The sequence below is a fragment of the Zunongwangia sp. L-65 genome (genome assembly GCF_056859415.1).
Genome location: NZ_JBSXOK010000084.1, coordinates 144,287 through 163,462, shown reverse-complemented (window position 1 = coordinate 163,462; position 19,176 = coordinate 144,287). Strand labels below are relative to the sequence as shown.

Here is a 19,176-nt window from a genome sequence, read left to right as displayed (position 1 = left end):
TTAATTTTTATTCAGAATATTCGACTTTTTCATTTCGGAAAAAGATAGCAAAAATGATCATTACCACAAAGGCAAATCCAGCTGGTACGATCCAGATATTAGTCCAGTCATGAGTACCATCTGCGTTAAGGTACATATCGCTAATTTGTCCTGCTACCCAGAAGCCTATTAGCATTCCAACACCATAGGTAGCCAGTGTAATTAAACCCTGTGCGGCACTTTTAATTTTTGGACCGGCCTTAGAGTCGGTATAAATTTGTCCGGATACAAAGAAGAAATCATAGCATATCCCATGTAATGCAATACCAATGTAGAGCATAAACACTAACTCGTCTGCATTTCCATAGGCAAACAATAAATATCTTATCGTCCATGCCAACATTCCAGCTATTAATGTAATTTTAAAACCGTAGCGTTTAAAGAAAAATGGTATAAGTAAAAGGAATAGTGCTTCGGAAACCTGACCAATTGCCATTTTTACCGTTGGGGCTCCCATACCGACTTCGGCTAAAAACGGATTCGCATTTTGATAATAAAAAGCAAGTGGTATACAAATTAGTATTGAGGATAAGAAGAACATAAAAAAGTTCCTGTTCTTTAGGAGTCCGATAGCTTCTAATCCAAGTATATCTTTAATGGTAATTTTTTCGCCTTTTCCAGATGGTGGTGTTTTTGGTAAGGTAAAACTAAAAAGGCCTAAAAATGCAGATGCAATGGCTACCATTAAAAACGTATATTTTAGCATCCCTTCAGCTCTTGCTTCTGGAGCGTCCCATGCAAATACGGTACTAATTACTACTCCAGAAATAATCCAGCCAATGGTTCCAAAAACTCTAATATTAGAGAATTCTTTTGATGGATCTTTCATTTGTGCAAAAGAAATAGAATTTACCAAGGCTAAAGTGGGCATGTATAATACCATGTAACCAAGAACATAGGGGTAAAAACTACCGAAATCTACAGAGCTGTACATCATATACATTAATATGGCACCTATTAAATGCAGTACCCCTAAAATTCGCTCAGCATTAAAAAATCTATCAGCAATCAGCCCAATAATAAATGGAGCTATAATGGCGCCCCAGGATTGTGTAGAGAAAGCCAAAGCAGTTTCTGCCCCGGTTGCCTGTAAATTATCGGCCAAAAATGTACCTAATGTTACAAACCAACCACCCCAAATGAAAAATTCTAAAAACATCATTAGCGATAGTTGAAATCTTACCAGTTTCTTCATAGTATAGTAATGTTTAAAGCTGCTTTGCTTCTTTTAATAATAGTTCTTTTGTTTTTAGGATTCCTTCTTCTGGCGTTATATCGGTACCTTCGTATTCCACACCAATCCACCCGGTATAACCGGATTCTTTTATCAATTTTAAAATTCGTCTTATATCAAGAGTAGTTTCTTTCCCATTCTCGTCGAATTCATAAGTTTTTGCACTAACGGCTTTGGCATAAGGAAGCATTTCTTCGATTCCCTGATAAGTGGGATACTCTTCTATACACTCTGCTCCCCACATTTTACCATCTTTCCTGCGTAAACAGAAATTACCGAAATCAGGAAGGGTACCGCAATTGGGCAGATCTACTTCTTCCATAACTTCAGCAAGTAATTTTCCATTACTGGATAAGCCACCGTGGTTTTCAACCAAAACATTAATTTTTTGGGTAGCAGCATATTTAGATAATTCGGTAAGACCTTTTACGGCGTTAGATTTCCATTCGGCTTCATTATCACTACCAAATAAATTCACACGAATAGCATGACAACCTAAAAATTTGGCGGCATCTACCCAACGTTTATGCTTTTCTACGGCATCTTCTCTGTCCTTATCATCGATAGCTGCTAAATCACCTTCGCCATCAACCATTATCAATACGTTTTTAACATTAAATTGCTCACTTTTTGCTTTTAGCGTATCTAAAAGTTGGGAAAAAGCAGCTTCCGGATCATTAGAATTTCGATATTTATCAAAATAAAGTTGGTTTACATATTCAATACCATTAAATCCTAATTCTTTAGCTTTTTCAGCAAAATCAACAGGATCTAATTCGCCTTCGTGAATAGGTTTTTCTAATGACCATTGAGCCAAGCTCAATTTAAAAAAAGGCTCATTGCTTTCAGTAGAATCAATGGCTGCGGAGCTGTTGTCTTTATTTTCAGTTTCCTTATTTTTACAGGAAAGCAAGGATAAATTAAAGACAATTACCCCCAAAACTAAGATGCGGAATCGGGATAATTTATTATTCATATAATCTGTTAATATGTTTTAAAATAATGTGAGATCAATTTTTTTGCAGTTATAAATGTATTGTTTTTTTCAAAGATGTGAAATTATACGCAATAATTTATATATTTGAGAAGATTCGATGATCAAATTATTAACCAATAACATTACCGTGAGCAAAAGTTATTACGAAAACGATACCTACGATGCCATTGTGGTAGGAACAGGTATTAGCGGAGGATGGGCCGCGAAAGAATTATGTGAAAAAGGGTTTAAAACCCTTGTATTAGAAAGAGGTCGTATGATAGAACATGTAAAAGACTATCCTACGATGAATGATGATCCCTGGGATTATAAGTTTAAAGGGCAACAAACGCGAGAAGAAGCCGCTCGTCAACAAAAACAGGCACGTACAGGATATACCACAAATAAGGCCAGTGCACACTGGTTTGTTGATGATATAGATCACCCCTATAACGAAACTAAAAGGTTTGATTGGATGCGTGGATATCATGTTGGTGGACGATCAATCATGTGGGGACGCCATAGTTATCGTTTAAGTGATCTTGATTTTAATGCAAACAAAAAAGATGGTGTTGCAGTAGACTGGCCCATTCGTTATAAAGATATCGCACCATGGTACGACTATGTAGAATCTTACATAGGGGTAAGTGGTCGCAAAGAAGGGCTTTCTCAGTTACCTGACGGGAATTTTCTTCCGCCGATGGATCTAAACTGTGTAGAAGAACATATAAGAGAAAAAATTGCTGAAAATTTTGATGGTCGTGTGTTAACGGCAGGTCGGGTAGCGCATATAACCGGAGATAAAAAATTTGAAGGTCGCTCTAATTGTCAGTTTAGAAATCGTTGTATAAGAGGCTGTCCTTATGGAGGTTATTTTAGCAGTCCGTCTTCTACATTACCAGCGGCGAGTAAAACGAATAATATGACACTAAGACCTTATTCTATTGTAAGTGAAGTATTATACGATCCGGACACCAAGGAAGCAACAGGAGTAAAAGTAATTGATACAGAGACGAAAGAAGAAATGGAATTTAAAGCCAATGTTATTTTCCTTTGTGCTTCGGCTATTGCTTCTACCAGTATTTTAATGCAGTCAAAGTCTGATCGATTTCCTGATGGTTTAGGAAACGATAGTGGAGAGCTAGGACATAATGTGATGGATCACCATTTCTTGGTTGGAGCCTCAGGTAAGTTTGACGGATTTGAGGATTCTTACTACAAAGGAAGAAAGCCTAACGGAATTTACCTTCCTCGCTTTAGGAATCTAAAAGATAACGAAGGTTTGGATTTTATTAGAGGTTATGGTTACCAGGGAGGTGCTAGCCGTGGAGACTGGCAGGAGGCTATTGCCGAGCTGGGTTATGGTAAAGAAATGAAAGAAGCTATTGTTAAGCCTGGTGGCTGGACTATGGGTCTTTTAGCTTTTGGAGAATGTCTTCCTTACCATGATAATAAAATGACTTTGGATTATGATAAGTTAGATAAGTGGGGATTACCTACCGTAACTTTTGATGCTGAGTTCAAAGAAAATGAGCTTAAAATGCGTAAGGATATGAAAGAACAGGCTGTAGCTATGCTAGAAAAAGCAGGTTGCCGTGAAATTTCTTCTTACGATAATATTGGCGCTCCTGGTCTTGGAATTCACGAAATGGGAACTGCAAGAATGGGCCGCGATCCAAAAACTTCGGTTCTAAACGGTAATAACCAGCTACACACCGTGAAAAACGTGTATGTTACAGATGGTTCTTTTATGACATCTTCTGGATGCCAGAACCCTTCGTTAACTTATATGGCTATGACTGCCAGAGCAGCAGATCACGCTTCCAAAAACTTTAAAAATTCGTCTAACGCTTAAACCAAAATCATGAATAGAAGACAGGCCTTAAGAAATATAGGATTAGGAGCTGGAGTGATGGTCGTTGGGCCAAGTACTTTAAGTTTACTACAAAGCTGTAAGAATGAACCTACTTACAATTGGCAGCCTACTTATCTCAGCGCATCAAACGGTTTTATTCTGAAAGAAGTTTTGGACATTATTTTGCCTAAAACAGATACTGCGGGAGCAAGTGAATTAAATATACCTGAATTTATAGATTCTTATATGGCTGAAGTAGCTCCCGAGTCGCAGCAAAAAGAATTTAAGAAATCGGCAGATGCTTTTGCCAGTGCTTTTAAAAAGGAATTTGATAAAGATCCGGGTAATGGAACTCCTGAGGAATTTGATAAAATCATCGCAAAATATTTAAAAGCTACTCCGGAAGAAAGGGAAAGCTTTAGACCAAAAAGGAATACCGAAACTCAAGACCCACAAGAACAAACTCCTGATGAAGAAGAATTAGGAGAAGAAATGAATCAAGATTCTGGAGCCCTTGCTTATTTAGAAACGGTAAGGGATTTGGGAATCTGGGCTTGGAAAACTAGTGAACAAATTGGGGAAAATGTACTTTGGTACGATCCTATCCCAGGAGAATACATTCCTTGTGGCCCGGTTGAAGAACTGGGGGGAGGTAAAGCCATGTCGCTTTAAATTTCTCAAAATAAAATACTTTAGTTTTAATATTAAAGCAAATTAAAGTATATTGTTATAGCTTAAATTTAGGTAATCTAAATTACTAATTATCCGAAAAAAGCTGTCTCTTCTAAAAGGGACAGCTTTTTTATTGGTAGCACCATATATTGATAATACCCACTTTCCCATCTAAAGTAGCTGCTATTCAAGATGTCTCGATAAAAAATAAATATACAAGGATGCATTATAGACACGCCCTGAAATAGTTTATTGACGTCGGTTTTCTAAAATTTTATTTAAAAAACGTCATTTAAAAAGTTATTATTACTGATTTGAAAATCTTAGCAAAGTTAGCAAATCAATCACCGTTGTCCGGTTAAAGAATCAAGAACGCTTCACTGAATGAAACAAGAAAAAAGAATGGATTGGAATTATTCGATATACTTTTTATATATTCTTTTTTGAGTACCAAATAGCGCCTGTAAGTTTTTCAAAAATTAAGGCTTAAAACCTGAAAAATCTCATTATTTCCAATTATTGGCATTATAAAAGTTTTATAGGACGAACAGATAAATTCATTTATAGTCCAGCATTTTTCTTGACTGTTAATCTCTTATTAAGGTATAGATATCGGTTGTCCATTCGATGGAGTTTCCACCCATTTCAGGATTATTATTAAATACCTCAAGAACCTGATCACTAATTTTTAAATGATTTGCTTTGGCATAATCCTGCAATTTATACCAGGCGAAGTGTGTAAAAAGATAGTTCCCATTAAAAATCGTATGCACTGCATTAAACGATGGTAATGTTCTTAATTTGATCTTTTCGGTTTCTGGTAGTCCCTCTTTTTTAACAATCGGAAAACAAAAATCGAATTTAATTTCATTGGTCCCCTTGTCCCAACTTTTTACCAGAACTCTTGGCTTTGCGGGCATTTCAAGATCATGCTCTAAAACATAATCCGATAAATAACCAATATTGGTCATCATAAGCATTGCTTTTTGTTGAAGCTTTCCTTTTAAACCTATGCAGGCGCAATAGTCGGCTTTTGGCGCCTTTGTTTCGCCAATAATCTCAATATTATAATTGTTTTTTTCTTTATCAAGAGACTTTCTGATTATTTCAAGCTCTTTTTTAAGGCTATCCTGTTCTTTATTTTCACCAATTAGTATAGAAAACCGACTGGAAATTAAGCTTTCTGGATGGCTAACAATAGCTTTTACCTTGTTTACGGAATCGTTGAGCTGACTAATATTCCAATCGATAATTAGGGGGGTATCCTGAAATTTAACTAGATGTTTAACCTGTTCATCAAAGTTTTCCTCCAAAATTTCGGCTTTATCAAAATGCTCGTATTGCCAATATTCAATTCTTTCATAAATAATTCCACCTGGGGTATTGGTGGTAAATGCGATACTGTAGTCGTAGGGCTTAACCGCAAAATACCAGATGGAAAAACCAATGATCCCAACTATTAAAATACCCGATAAAATTTTTCCCATCAGATTATAGCGTTTTTACCTCTAGCGTATTAATCACATGTTTACCCAGAGATATTCCCTGATCTAAACCATTTTCTATAGCCGCCCGGTAATGAATGCCACCATATAGTCTACTTAAAGCCGCTTCTTTGGCTGCATTTCTAAAAGAGGCATATTCCCGTTTTGGTAATCCATAAGGAACTTCAGTATCGTCTAAAAAATGAAATTGGTCTCCAAATAGTTTTGATAAGACCTCTGCCGAAGCTCCACTTACTACAGAGTGACCACTGGTATACTCTGGGAACGGTGGCGTTTGTAAAACCGGTTTCCACTGGTCGTCGATAAATTTATTGATCAATGTTTCAGGGCGTACAAGATTACTACGATACTTTTCATCCCAACAGCTAATAAAAGCATCAGCAATTGCCATACTCGTAGTAGTATACGCATAAACGGTTTTATCGAAGTCTAGATTGGCCTTGTTACAAGCCACTTTCGTGATACCAATCCAATGACCACCCGGTGTAATTTTTTTGGTGGCAAACATTAAATGTCCACGTTGTGTAGAAACATAAGGATTGCAATCCCAAAATTTAGCAATCGCCATTTCTTCAGATTTGTTTCCTGTTTCTTCCATCTGGTTTCTCACATCGTAAACCTCCATCAATTCTTTGTAAAACTGTGAACCTTCTTCCATAGAAAATTCAGGATGGCTTTTTGGTTTAAATTGTGAAGCAGAGTCTAAGGTAAAAGGCCTTATTTTCATCCAGTGCGGTTCTATCCCATCCATATAGGCGGGTGGGGTAGGTTGCCATCTGGAAACATCTTCAGTATACACCGAAAATTTGGGCATTGTTCGCGTTTGTTTGTAATTGTCTTTATCAATCCATTGCTTAAAAACATTCGCTACCTGCATGCCGTAAGCTTCAGAGTTAATAAAGATTTCCTCATTATTTTCTTTCCAGTTTACAAATAAACTATCGCTGTAATCGCTAATTTCAACTTCAGAGAAAATAAGTGTTTTTCCAATTTCCAATTGTGCGATTAAAGCGGCCATTCTATAATCGATAGCTTTCGTTGTATCTAATACAGGGATTTCTATATCTGCATTTATAGTTTTTGTTAATGAATTCATTTCCGGATTATGCTGCGCTACAATTTCGTAAGCAGCAAGATTGGAATAGGAGTAAATTCGGCTTGCTACCGGCGGAGAGAATATATCATGCACCATGATGTTGGTGATTTTATCTAAAGCTTCGTGATAATTATTCGCACTTATCGCAACAGATTTTTTAGATGCGCTTTTTTCATCGGCACATCCTGTGAATAACGATATCGTTAAAAGTAATACTAGAACTTTTTTCATATTTAGTTCAGTTTATAAACTTCTGGTTTATTGTTGTTATAGGTCACTAACAGGTATTCCCTATCTTCCAAATTTAGTATATTGAAACTAATTACTGCTTTTTGCGTAAAATTAATACCAAGATCTTTGGCTTCCATTAAAGTGTCGACAGACTGTAGCATAATGCCGGCGAGCTGATCGAATTTGCCGTGGTATGGTATGGTACCAAAGTAATTACCACCAACAAGTACTTCTGTTTTACCATCTTTATTAAAATCGTGTTCTAAAAATGCGGTTATTGGGGCTACTTGTAACGGATTTTTAAACGCTTTAAAGCTAAAATTCCCATTTTCATTTAGTAAATATCCAGAAGCCAAGGTTTCTACTTTCAAAATTTCAGCTTTTTCGAGCTGCTTTTTATCAAAAATTTCTTCGATAGTTTTTCCTGCAAAACTTTTATAATCGGGGAATTTTTTCCTTAAATAAGCTAATTGTCCTACCAACATATCTAAACCATTCACAGGATAATAATTTCCGTTTTTTTCCTGAGCGAGAATGGTTTCTGTACTTCCGTTCGCATCAAAATCAAGATAATACATTTTAAGCGGATTGTCCCTGTTTGCTTTTAATTTTGTATTTAATCCCCAATTCCCCAGTAAATAATCTTTATCTCCATCACCATCTATGTCAAATTCAGCAATGCTTTGCCATAAGCCTTTTAAGTGATGGTCGATTTTAGAGCTTATAAGTTTTCCTTTTTGATTTTTATAGAACTTGGGTGCCATCCATTCTCCAACTACGATAAGATCGATTTGCCCGTCCTTATCAAAATCAGTCCAGATCGCATCGGTAACCATCCCGATTTTCCCCAGGTTATTTTCTTTATCAATACTGAAACTTCCATTATCATTTTTTAATAAAAAAGACTGTGGAATGTTACCAAAATCATTAGAAACCGCTGCACTACCAATAAAGAGATCTAAGTCACCATCATTATCATAATCGGCTGCTTTTACAACACTACCATTTTCAAAATATTCCGGGAATTCAACTTTACTGAAATTTTTATCCTGTTGAAGATATAATCGGTCTAATAAAGCCTTGTTTTCTCCATAATATTCTCCACCGCCGGAAATTACAAGCAGGTCATTTTCCCCATTTTGATCAAAATCTTCAATAATTGCAGAAATATCTTCGGAAGGGGCGTCGTTTTCTAAAGCCGAAATTGATTGTTTTTCAAAGCCATTTTTAGTTTGAAAATATATCGCTGATTTTTCGAATTTCGCACTTCCGAAGAAAATATCTTCTTTTGCATCCCCATTAATATCCTTTACAACAACGGCTGGTCCACGATCTGAAATTTGATAAGGAATTAATTTCTGGCGATCAAAATCCTGATAGCGATTTTCTTTATGTTCGTAATCTAATCCGGGTAAAGAATCGATTTTACTAAACCATGGCCTATTCCTGGGGAATAACTCGGCATAATTCACCTTTTCAAGGTTCTCTTTTGAGGTCATGTAAAGGCTTTTACCCAGCTTAAGATTCGATAATTTTTGAACTGAATTGTCTGGCCATATAATGAAAAGGGAATCGATTTTTGTTGTATCAGGAAAACCAAAGTGCAATATTGCTTCTGAAGCCGATTGAAAGCCGCGAGTGGTGAATAATTGTTTTATTTGTTGGTTTCCATTTTGATAAGCAATTGCTTTACTCCCAATACCCTGAATATTTGGAGCTTTATATTTAAGTTTTATTTTTAGAAAATTCTTATTGTTTTTAGTGATTAAATTTTCATAAATCCTTGCGGGTGCATTGATGTTATTGGTAATAATATCCAGATCACCATCATTATCGAAATCGGCATAAGCCGAGCCGGTACTCATAATACTATCTTTAGAGATCCAGTTGCCAGAACGATCTTTAAAATTCAGGTTCTCGCTACCTTTAAAGATACGGTTTGCTACTGCCCCGGAAGGCATCATCTGGATTGCTTTTTTATCGATTTTATTCCCTTTAGTGAGTTCTTTTTGAACCTGATTATTCGAGACATATTTTATATAATCATAATCATTTGGGCGTTTTGGAATTCCCGTTGAAATAAAAACATCCTGTATTCCGTCTAAATCATAATCTGCAAAAAGTGCGCTCCAGCTCCAATCGGTAGCGGCAAGGCCGCTAATTAAACCTAAATCCTGGAAGTATTGACCACCCTGATTTACTTGGAGCATATTACGGCTAAACTGCTCGTGATAATGTAGCCTTTCGATTTTCATTTTATGAATGTCTGGGGAATCGTCACCCATACTCGCTTTAATAACTTTTTCATCATCAGGTAGCATGTCTAAAGTGAGAATATCCAAAAATCCATCATTGTTTACATCGGCAGCATCGCTTCCCATAGAAAACCGGCTGGTGTGCCCAAATTTAGATTTAAGGCTTTCGGTAAACGTTCCATCACCATTATTCAGATAGTAAAAATCATCTTCATGAAAGTCATTACTAATATAAATATCGGTAAATCCATCATTATTAAAATCAGCCGTCGCAATTCCAAGTCCGTAACCATTTGGTCCACCATAAATTCCGGCTTCTTCACTAACATCGGTAAAATGGGTTCCATCGTTTCTCAGTAATTTATCACCGCTTCTTTCATTTCTTTTTTCTCGAATATCAGCAGGGCCATAAGTGTTTACAGTGTGTACAGCATGATTCAATAAGTACATATCCAAATCACCATCATTGTCATAATCGAAAAATGCGACGTTGGTGCTATAATTTTGAAAGTCTAAACCAAAATCGGCTGCTTTTTCGGTAAACGTTCCGTCACCATTATTGATAAAAAGTTCATTTTTCCCTTTTAGTCCGTTAATGCCTACAACAGCGCAAACATATATATCTAAAAGTCCATCACCGTTGATATCGACAATTGCTGTACCGGTGTTCCAATCTGAATTTCCGGCGACTCCGGCAGTTGCGGTGATGTCTTCAAATTGCAGGTTTCCTTTATTCAAAAATAATTTATTGGCAACCTGATTTCCTGTAAGAAAAATATCCGGCAGGCTATCGTTATTAATATCGCCAATTGCAATGCCCCCGCCATTATAATAATACAGGTAATCTAAAATATTAAGACTATCGGTTGGCGTAAGTGTATTAATGAAATCAAGATTAGTGATTTGAGTGTTCAATTCTTTAAAAAGGGGAGGAGTGGCGGTTTCCTGAACTTTTTCGTTTTTAGAGCAGGCCGCTAGAACAGCAAAAATCAATATGTACCCAAGTTTTTTCATTACTGGAGTTTGTACAGTTTTGGTTTTTCGTTGTTAATTCCTACCAACAGGTACTTTTCACCTTTTTTATTTTGAATAATTTTTAGATCCCGAACCTGTCCTTTAAAAAATAAGCCGGTTTTTTCTGAAGATTCCGCTCTAAAATTACCATTTCCGTCATTGATTAAAACAAGTCCGTAATTAGCATCTAATCTTGAAAACTGAGGTTTTAGATCGTAATCATTACCCGCGATAATTATATCCAAATTACCATCATTATTTACATCAAGGCTTTCGATTGCATGAATAGAACTAAATTGTGCTTTGGCTGGCATTTCCTTAATGTCAAAATTTCCATTCCCCTTGTTGATTGCAATAATACTCTTAAAGCTTCTAATTTCCTTTACTAAAGCTTTGTCCAAAACTTCTTTGGAAAATAACTGATCTATAGATTTTGTGGCATATTCAGAGAATTTTAGGTTTTGCTTTTTTACTGAAGAAATCTGCCCTGATAGCTCTCGGCGTAAATGTATGGGAACATCTTTATCCTCAATTCGTTGTGTAAAAATCTGCTCTACAGTACCGTTATTATCAAAATCATTGATGTACAATTTAACAGGAGCTTCTTTGCTGGCATTATAAAAAGAATTGGTGCCCCGGTTCCCCAAAATTAAATCTGCTAGACCATCATTGTTTAGATCAGCCACATGTATGCTATTCCATGCCCCTGAATATTCATCAAGATTAGAGTTTAATTTAATTAATTTTCCGTCTTTAAATTTAAAAATAGCCGTTGCCATCCAGTCTCCTGTAATGATCAATTCTGCTTTGCCGTCATTATCAATATCGGTCCATTGGGCATCGGTAATCATTCCTAGATTATCTAAAATGGACGTATCTAAAGTTTTAAAATTACCGTTTCCTTCATTTTTAAGCAGTTGATGTTTTGGATTTACACCATAAACTCCGGGTTTACTACGGTACCCAATAAAAAAATCGGTTCTTCCGTCATTATCAATATCGTTGGCTGCAATAACCGCCGCATTTTGATTATTAACAGGTAGTGCCGAATTGGCCTTACTGAAATTCCCTTTACCGTCGTTTAGATAAATGCGAGTTTCATACTGTTCTTTTTCAGCATAAATATTATTTCCTCCAGAAATTATAATAAGATCTTTAAAATCATCATTATCAACATCAATAAAAATTGCGCCGGTTTCTTCAACAAGTTTTGAATTTTCAGTGTCGTCCAAAATACTTTGTGAAAATTTACCATCGGCTTGCTGAAGATAAAGCACACCCGACTGGTTTCTGGCGCCAGCAATATAAAAATCATCGTTTCCGTCATTATTGATATCGGCAACGGCGATTGCAGGCCCTTCCCGGGAGAGCATTTTATTAATAAGACCTTCGTAATCATAGTCTACATAATTATCTTCTTGGTGCGGTTTGAAATTGGAGACGATTTCTTTAAAATATTGCTCAGATTGCGATTCTGGAAGATTATATTTTTCAGCTTCTTCTTCCTGATCGAAAACCACAGGTTTATTACTATCAATACCGGTTTTTAAAGAAGAAGTTTTATCAGGCCAAATTACACGTATGGAATCTATTTTTTTATAAGGTCCCAGGCCAAAAGTGAGGCTGTAATCTGCGGAGGATTGAAATCCACGAGTAGGAATGAGCTGTTGCGTTAACTGTTTTTCTTTGGTATATACGATCACTTTACTACCAATGGCGAAGGTGTTTTTGTTACTGCCTTTTAGCTGGATTTTAGTCCAGTTATGATTTCTCTTTTTATTTGTTTCGTTGCGGTAAACAAATAGATCCATGTTTACATTATTTACGATAATATCCAGATCTCCGTCGTTATCCAAATCTCCGTAAGCTGATCCATTAGAAAAACTAGGTTTACCAAATCCCCAATCTTCTGTAACATTAGAAAAGCTTAAATCACCATTATTTTTAAAGGCATAGTTGGGAATAGGAGTACTTGGCATTTCGCTTAAAATAGAATCAAATTCTTTTTTTTGACCAGTGAGTACCATCTGCTGAAGAATATCATTCGCAAAAAAATCCATAAAATCCTGATTGGTAAGATCATGGTATATGCCGTTACTCACATAAATATCCTTATAACCATCATTATCCATATCGAAAATTAAAGCGCCCCAGCTCCAATCTGTTTGTGCCACACCACTATAAAAAGCAATCTCAGAAAAGCTGTTATTGCCATTATTTAATTGCAAGCTGTTTTGCATGTACTGGTGAAAAAAATCTCGGTCTTCCTTTAATTTATAGAGATCAAAACGTTCAAATTCACTGGTGTTTTTTAAGCGTTCATCTGTTTCGGGAAGCATATCGGTTACAAAAATTTCAGGTAATCCATCGTTGTTGATATCTGCCATATCTGCTCCCATTGAAGATAGACTTAAATGCGATACCTGATTTTTGATGTCCTCTCGAAAACTTCCGTCCCCATTATTGATATAAAGGTAATCACGTTCGTAAAAATCATTAGAAACATAAATATCTGGAAGCATATCATTATTTATATCGCCAATAGTTACTCCAAGGCCAAAACCAATAAGACTCCCATAGATGCCGGCTTCTTCGCTAACATCCGTAAATTTTCCATTATCATTTCGTAATAGTTTATCTCCACCACCTTTAAAAACATCAGGTAAATTCCAATCCTTAGCACGCAGATCCCTTTTGTTGTTATAACCAAGACTGGCAACAGGAATAAAACTATTATTTAGGATATAAACATCTAAATCACCATCCAGATCATAGTCAAAAAAAGCAGCATGGGTAGTGAAACCATTTTCATTCAAGTTATATTCAGAAGCTTTTTCTGTAAAAGTAAGATCCCCGTTATTGATAAAAAGCTCATTGTTACGGTCTTCACCTTCAATGTTCCCAGCATTACAAACATAAATATCTAGTAAACCATCATTATTGATATCTACCATTGTTACCCCGGTAGACCAGGATCTATCTCCCTGCGAACCTGATGTTTCAGAAATATCTTTAAACTTAAAATTGCCCTGATTAAGATATAGTTTGTTCTTACCCATATTTGAAGTAAGATACACATCGGGAAGACCATCATTATTAATATCTCCTATTCCTACTCCGGCACCGTTATAAAAATTACGGTATCTGAAAATATTGAATTCTTTTTCGTTTTTAACCTGATTGATGAAATAAATGCCGGTAGAATCCGCTGGCATTTCTGTAAATAAAAAATCTATAGGTTTCTCATGTTGAGTATCAGCATCTTTTTTACAGCCATATAAAAAACAAAATAGCACTACGATACCTAAATGTTTGGAGAAGGATAAACCTGTAATCGATAATAATTTATTCATTATTGGACTATACTGATTAAAAACTTCAAGTAAAGAAAAAAATTAAAATAAAAGAGACCTAAGTGACGGATAACCGACTCTTAAGTCTCTTAAAAGATTGCCTAAGCCTAATAGCCCGGATTCTGAGCTAAATTTGGGTTTGAAGTTAAAGCTACAGAAGGAATGGGGAACAAAACTCTAAACTCTTCAGTATTGTCTTTAAGCTCCCAGCTAGAGTTAAAAGTTCCAAATCTAATTTGATCCTGTCTTCTACAAAATTCTATATAAAGTTCGCGACCTCTTTCATCCAGCAAATCTTGTTCGCTTAGGCTTGAAAGGGGAGAAGCATCCCTAATCGTTCTTAATTGGTTTACAAGTTCTAATGCAGATTGGTTCGCATTTCCACCACGCATTACAGCTTCAGCTTTCATGAGATGAGCATCGGCATATCGAAATACAATCAGGTTATTTGGGTATGCTCCATCTGAGGGGTGATATTTTAATACGCGAATTCCATTTCTTTCATTATTCCCGATTAAACCCGGTAATTGTTTGGTGAAAACCAATGGATTACCAGCCCTATCAGTTAATTTTGATCCATCCATAGCATATTGCTGGTTAATTAGGAATCCATGTCCGATATTAGTGCCCGGTTCATCACCACTAAGTGGAACAGCACCTCTACGTTCTTCCTGTCCAGACCCAGGAGTGTTAATTTGTGGATCGCCTTCAAATAGATCATAAAATTCTGCAAGTGTTGAAAAACCGTTCCATCCACCTCCGGTATTATCGGGTGTGGTTTGATTATAATGAAGAGTAGACCACATTCTGGCATCTGCTCCATACTTAACTCTAAATACAATTTCTGTATCAGCTTCGGTTACCTCAGGTTCAAAAATTTCGAAAAAACCATTTTGAAGAGCAAAACCTTCATTCATTACAGCATTTACATGTTCGATAACTGCATTCATATCTTCTGAAGAAGCACTGGTTTCCCCATAATAAATAAATTTATTCAAATACAATTTAGCCATTAAAAAATGTGCTGCCGCTTTACTTGCTCTATCAGTGTTTTCTCCAGGAGCGGTTGAGGGCAAATTTGGCAATGCTTCTTCCAGATCTTTTATGGCAAATTCAAAAGCTTCAGTACGAGACATAATTTGCGGATTAACATCTGGACCCTCAGTAACCTTTCTAAATGGAACCTGCCCATATAAATCGATGATCCAGTACATGCTAAAAGCTCGTAAAAATTTAGCTTCGGCAATTTGTTGAGCATTAGCATTATCGGTTTCAATAATTTCGGTACTGGAGTAAATACTCGAATTGAAGTTATTCCATGTGTTTAAAATAAAACGATGGGTACCATCCCAGGTGTGTTGGTGCAAAGTTCGCCAAACTCCATTATCTCCCCAATCTGTACCTCGAGTAGGGATTAACAATTCATCAGAAGTTGCTTCCTGTAATGCGTATAAATTTTCCTGAGTCTGTAAATGACCCTGAATGGAATTGTACGCATTGGTAAGAGAACTTTCTACATTTTCAACCCCATTAAATCCATCACCACTTGCATCCCTTGAAATAGAGTCGGTATCATCTAGTTCTAAATTGGTACAAGAGTAAGAAATACTAAGTACTCCTGCCAATATTGTGCTATATAAATATTTTTTTTTCATAATCTTTTTTTAAAATGTAACGTTCAGTCCAAAGGTATAAGTTCTTGGCCTTGGGTAAGAGGTGTAATCGATCCCCGCAGAAGGAACGTTGTTTAAAGCTTTATTGGTATCTACCTCTGGATCCAAACCGGAATAGTTTGTAATTAAAAACAGATTTTGCCCTGTTAAGTATAGTCTAAGGGAATTAAAAATACTGTTTTCATCAAAATTAAAATTATATCCCAATGTTGCATTTTGCATTCTTAAGAAGTCACCGCGCTCTAAAAATCGGGTAGATACATCTGGAGCATTTAAAGGTGATTCTCCATTACCTACAACATCGCGAGTTACATTTCTACCATTGCTAAGTGTACCTGCGGTAAAAAAAGCATTGGCGGTATTGTTATAGACGTAAAATCCATACTGACCGGTAAAGAAAGCTGAAAGATCCCAATTTTTATATTCAAAGCGGGTAGATATTCCTAAGTTGGTTTTAGGTAGCGCACTTTTACCTACAAACGTTTGGTTGTCGATATCTCCACCTTCATAAGTATTAAATCCGTTTTCATCAAAACCGGTGAATTCTCTTAGATAATATGAGAATAAAGGATATCCACCTACTAAACGCTGTGCAAATGCGCCTGTAAGTCCCTGCCCATTAATTTCGCCTGTATCGATAATACCATCAAAGTCTTCCACCATATTGTGATTATAAGCTACATTAAATCCAAAATTCCAGTAAAAATCTTCGGTTTGGAATATGTTATAATCAATGCTAAATTCTACTCCTTTGTTTATAATATTAGCATCCAGATTTTGATACACAAAAGGCTGAGGTGATGGCTGGGCCGAGAATACCTGAATAAGAAGATCTGTAGTATTTTTATAATAGAAGTCTAAAGATCCACTTAGTCTATCTCGCATAAACCCAAAGTCCAACCCCAGGTTAGTTTGGCTTGTTTCTTCCCATTTTAAATCTGGGTTTGCAAAAGAAACTAAAGAAGTACCGGGCACTACAATATTACCTCCGTTGCCAATTCCTATATCGGAATAGCGTTCACGTTGCTCGTACTGATTATATGGAATTTCCTGATTCCCGGTAACTCCGTAACCTATTCTGAATTTCAGGGTAGAAAAGGTATCCGGAATAAAATCTTCTTCAGCTAGTTGCCAGGCAAAAGCACCCGAGGGAAAATAACCGTATTTATTATTTCCACCAAATCGAGTAGAACCATCTGCACGTATCGTTCCCGTAAAAATATACTTATCAAATAGCGTATAATTTACACGGGCAAAATATGACTGAAGTTCATCTGTGGTATTAAAAGAATCAAATGCGACTGAATTCACGTTTATTCCTGAAGGAGCTGTTAAATTATCGGTTGCAATTTCAGGAAACAAGCGATTTACGAAAAAACCTTCCGAACTATAACCATATTGCTGATAAGAACCAGAAATATTAGAAGCAAGGATATTGCTGGAATATTCTAGGTTATCTGCCATGGTATTAAGGTTAGACGTTCCGAAACCGAATCCACTAATATTAGAACCTTTACGTTCAAAGTCCTGAAAGGAGTATCCTACCAGAGCTTCTATTTTCGAATTTTCGAATTGTTTCTTATAATTAAGTGTGATCTCCATCAAGCGGTTAGTAGCATCGATTTCATTTAAGTTAGCACGACCATTTCCCGGTACTCCAGAAATTCCCAGGATGTCTGGAGAAATAGAGGCACGACGATCAGATTCAGATTTGTCATAGCCTAAGTTAACTTTTGCACTTAAATCAGGAATGATATCGTATTCTGCAGAAAAATTTACCAGTAGTCTTTCGGTATCCGTTTTATCCTGATTATATTTTAATAAAGCCAAAGGATTAATTAATCCTGGTAATTGAAAATCTGGATCTGCAGGATAAGTAGGGTTTGATTGATAGGCACCCCCCAGTAAATCACCAGAAGCTCCGGCATTGTTTGATATAGGAGCTCTTTCATCTTTAACCTGAGAAAGGGTTGTTTGTAAATTTAGGCTTAAACGATCATCAAATAAACGCTGGTTAAAATTAATCCTACCCGAAATTCTTTCCATAGAAGAATTTTTTATAATTCCTTCCTGGTCAGCATAACTTAAAGACGCGCGATAATTTCCTGTTTTATAGGAATTAGAATATGAAAGATTATGGTTTTTAGAAAAAGCAGTTCTTAATACAGCACGTTGCCAATCTGTATCTCCACCAAAATCTATTGCGTCGGGATCGTTACCAAGATCCTCTACGGCTTCTAAAAATTCATCACGGTTTAGCAGGTCATAGGTATTCGCTGCATTTGCAACACTGGTCGTTGTACTATACTCTACACGACCTTTATTTCCCCGACCGGATTTAGTAGTAATAATAACAACCCCGTTTGCACCACGCGAACCATAGATAGCGGTAGCTGAAGCATCTTTTAAAACACTCATACTTTCAATATCCGAGGGGTTTAGGAAGTTAAGCGGGTTTTTAGCTGAACTCGATCCAAAACCAACATCAGTGCCTCCAGAAGAAGTGTCGCTACCGGCTAAAGGTACACCGTCTACTACAAATAGAGGGTTATTGCCTCCTCTAACCGAGGTGGTACCCCTAATTCTAATATTTACGCCCGCACCAGGTTCACCGCTAGTACTTGTTACCTGTAATCCTGCAGTTTTCCCCTGAATTAATTCTTCAGGTGAAGAGATAACCCCCTGGTTAAAATCTTCGGCAGAAACGGTTGCTACGGCACCTGTTGCATCTTTAACGGTAGTAGAACCATAACCAATCACGACAACTTCACTTAGCGCTGCTGCATCCTCAGACATAGTAATATTGATAGTTGATCTACCATTTACTTTAACTTCTTGCTGAGCAAAACCAACAAAACTAAAAACAAGCGTAGCATCACTGGCTACATCGTTTAGAGTAAAGTTACCGTCAAAATCTGTGGTGGTACCATTAGAAGTACCTTTTACCAGAATGTTTACTCCTGGGATCGGCATAGAGCCATCTGTCACTGTTCCCGAAACCGTTTGCGCTTTTGCAAATGAAAAACTCAGTACGGCTATAAGGAACAAACTGATCCTTAATAATCCTTGTTTCATAAAAATAATTTTACAGTTTGATTAACTAAACCTTATAATTTCCAGATGTAAATTTAATAAAATTTCAAACCAAAAATCAATAATTATGAAATGTGAAAAGTTATAGGTTATGAATAATTAAAAATTTATAGCGTTTTACTTTGAAAATCATAACTGTGTGTTTTTAACACTTATTTGTATAATCTCAATATTGATGCG

At 36.3% G+C, this 19,176-nt stretch carries 10 protein-coding genes and 1 pseudogene; 2 read left to right on the top strand and 9 right to left on the bottom strand.

All coding sequences use genetic code 11. The features are described 5' to 3' along the window. Positions 1 to 7: 7 nt before the first annotated feature. Together AC13DP_RS22005 and AC13DP_RS22000 are read right to left on the bottom strand one after the other, a co-directional pair. Positions 8 to 1,234 carry a nucleoside permease gene (locus AC13DP_RS22005; protein WP_013071863.1) on the bottom strand — a complete coding sequence of 409 codons (1,227 nt, stop codon included), beginning with the start codon at positions 1,232 to 1,234 and terminating at the stop codon, positions 8 to 10. Between the two features lie 13 nt (positions 1,235 to 1,247). After that, positions 1,248 to 2,249, bottom strand: a complete 1,002-nt coding sequence (locus tag AC13DP_RS22000) for a sugar phosphate isomerase/epimerase family protein (RefSeq protein ID WP_483068499.1) — start codon at positions 2,247 to 2,249, stop codon at positions 1,248 to 1,250. A 118-nt stretch (positions 2,250 to 2,367) separates the two neighbouring features. Between AC13DP_RS22000 and AC13DP_RS21995 the strand changes: the two genes are divergently transcribed. Together AC13DP_RS21995 and AC13DP_RS21990 are read left to right on the top strand one after the other, a co-directional pair. After that, complete coding sequence (locus AC13DP_RS21995) at positions 2,368 to 4,104, top strand: GMC oxidoreductase (protein ID WP_013071865.1); 1,737 nt, start codon at positions 2,368 to 2,370, stop codon at positions 4,102 to 4,104. Between the two features lie 9 nt (positions 4,105 to 4,113). Beyond that, a complete protein-coding gene (locus AC13DP_RS21990; protein ID WP_013071866.1) occupies positions 4,114 to 4,776 on the top strand; it encodes a gluconate 2-dehydrogenase subunit 3 family protein in 663 nt (220 codons plus the stop codon). 587 nt (positions 4,777 to 5,363) lie between these two features. On the opposite strand, the gene AC13DP_RS21985 is transcribed toward AC13DP_RS21990, so the two are convergent. From AC13DP_RS21985 to AC13DP_RS21955, 7 genes and pseudogenes are all read right to left on the bottom strand, one after another. Further along, complete coding sequence (locus AC13DP_RS21985; RefSeq protein WP_228252164.1) at positions 5,364 to 6,263, bottom strand: GyrI-like domain-containing protein; 900 nt, start codon at positions 6,261 to 6,263, stop codon at positions 5,364 to 5,366. 4 nt (positions 6,264 to 6,267) lie between these two features. Next, positions 6,268 to 7,608 (bottom strand): vanadium-dependent haloperoxidase, encoded by a 1,341-nt coding sequence (locus tag AC13DP_RS21980; RefSeq protein WP_347405680.1) that lies wholly within the window; start codon positions 7,606 to 7,608, stop codon positions 6,268 to 6,270. Between the two features lie 2 nt (positions 7,609 to 7,610). Next, complete coding sequence (locus tag AC13DP_RS21975) at positions 7,611 to 10,877, bottom strand: VCBS repeat-containing protein (protein WP_483068498.1); 3,267 nt, start codon at positions 10,875 to 10,877, stop codon at positions 7,611 to 7,613. Next, positions 10,877 to 14,230, bottom strand: a complete 3,354-nt coding sequence (locus tag AC13DP_RS21970; RefSeq protein ID WP_483068497.1) for a VCBS repeat-containing protein — start codon at positions 14,228 to 14,230, stop codon at positions 10,877 to 10,879. Before AC13DP_RS21970 ends, AC13DP_RS21975 begins: the two co-directional genes overlap by 1 nt. A 107-nt stretch (positions 14,231 to 14,337) precedes the next feature. After that, complete coding sequence (locus AC13DP_RS21965) at positions 14,338 to 14,814, bottom strand: RagB/SusD family nutrient uptake outer membrane protein (protein WP_483068500.1); 477 nt, start codon at positions 14,812 to 14,814, stop codon at positions 14,338 to 14,340. A 423-nt stretch (positions 14,815 to 15,237) separates the two neighbouring features. After that, positions 15,238 to 15,885 (bottom strand): annotated as a pseudogene (locus AC13DP_RS21960) (SusD/RagB family nutrient-binding outer membrane lipoprotein); the annotation flags it as partial. A 9-nt stretch (positions 15,886 to 15,894) separates the two neighbouring features. Then, a complete protein-coding gene (locus AC13DP_RS21955) occupies positions 15,895 to 18,978 on the bottom strand; it encodes a SusC/RagA family TonB-linked outer membrane protein (protein ID WP_228252169.1) in 3,084 nt (1,027 codons plus the stop codon). Positions 18,979 to 19,176 lie beyond the last annotated feature (198 nt).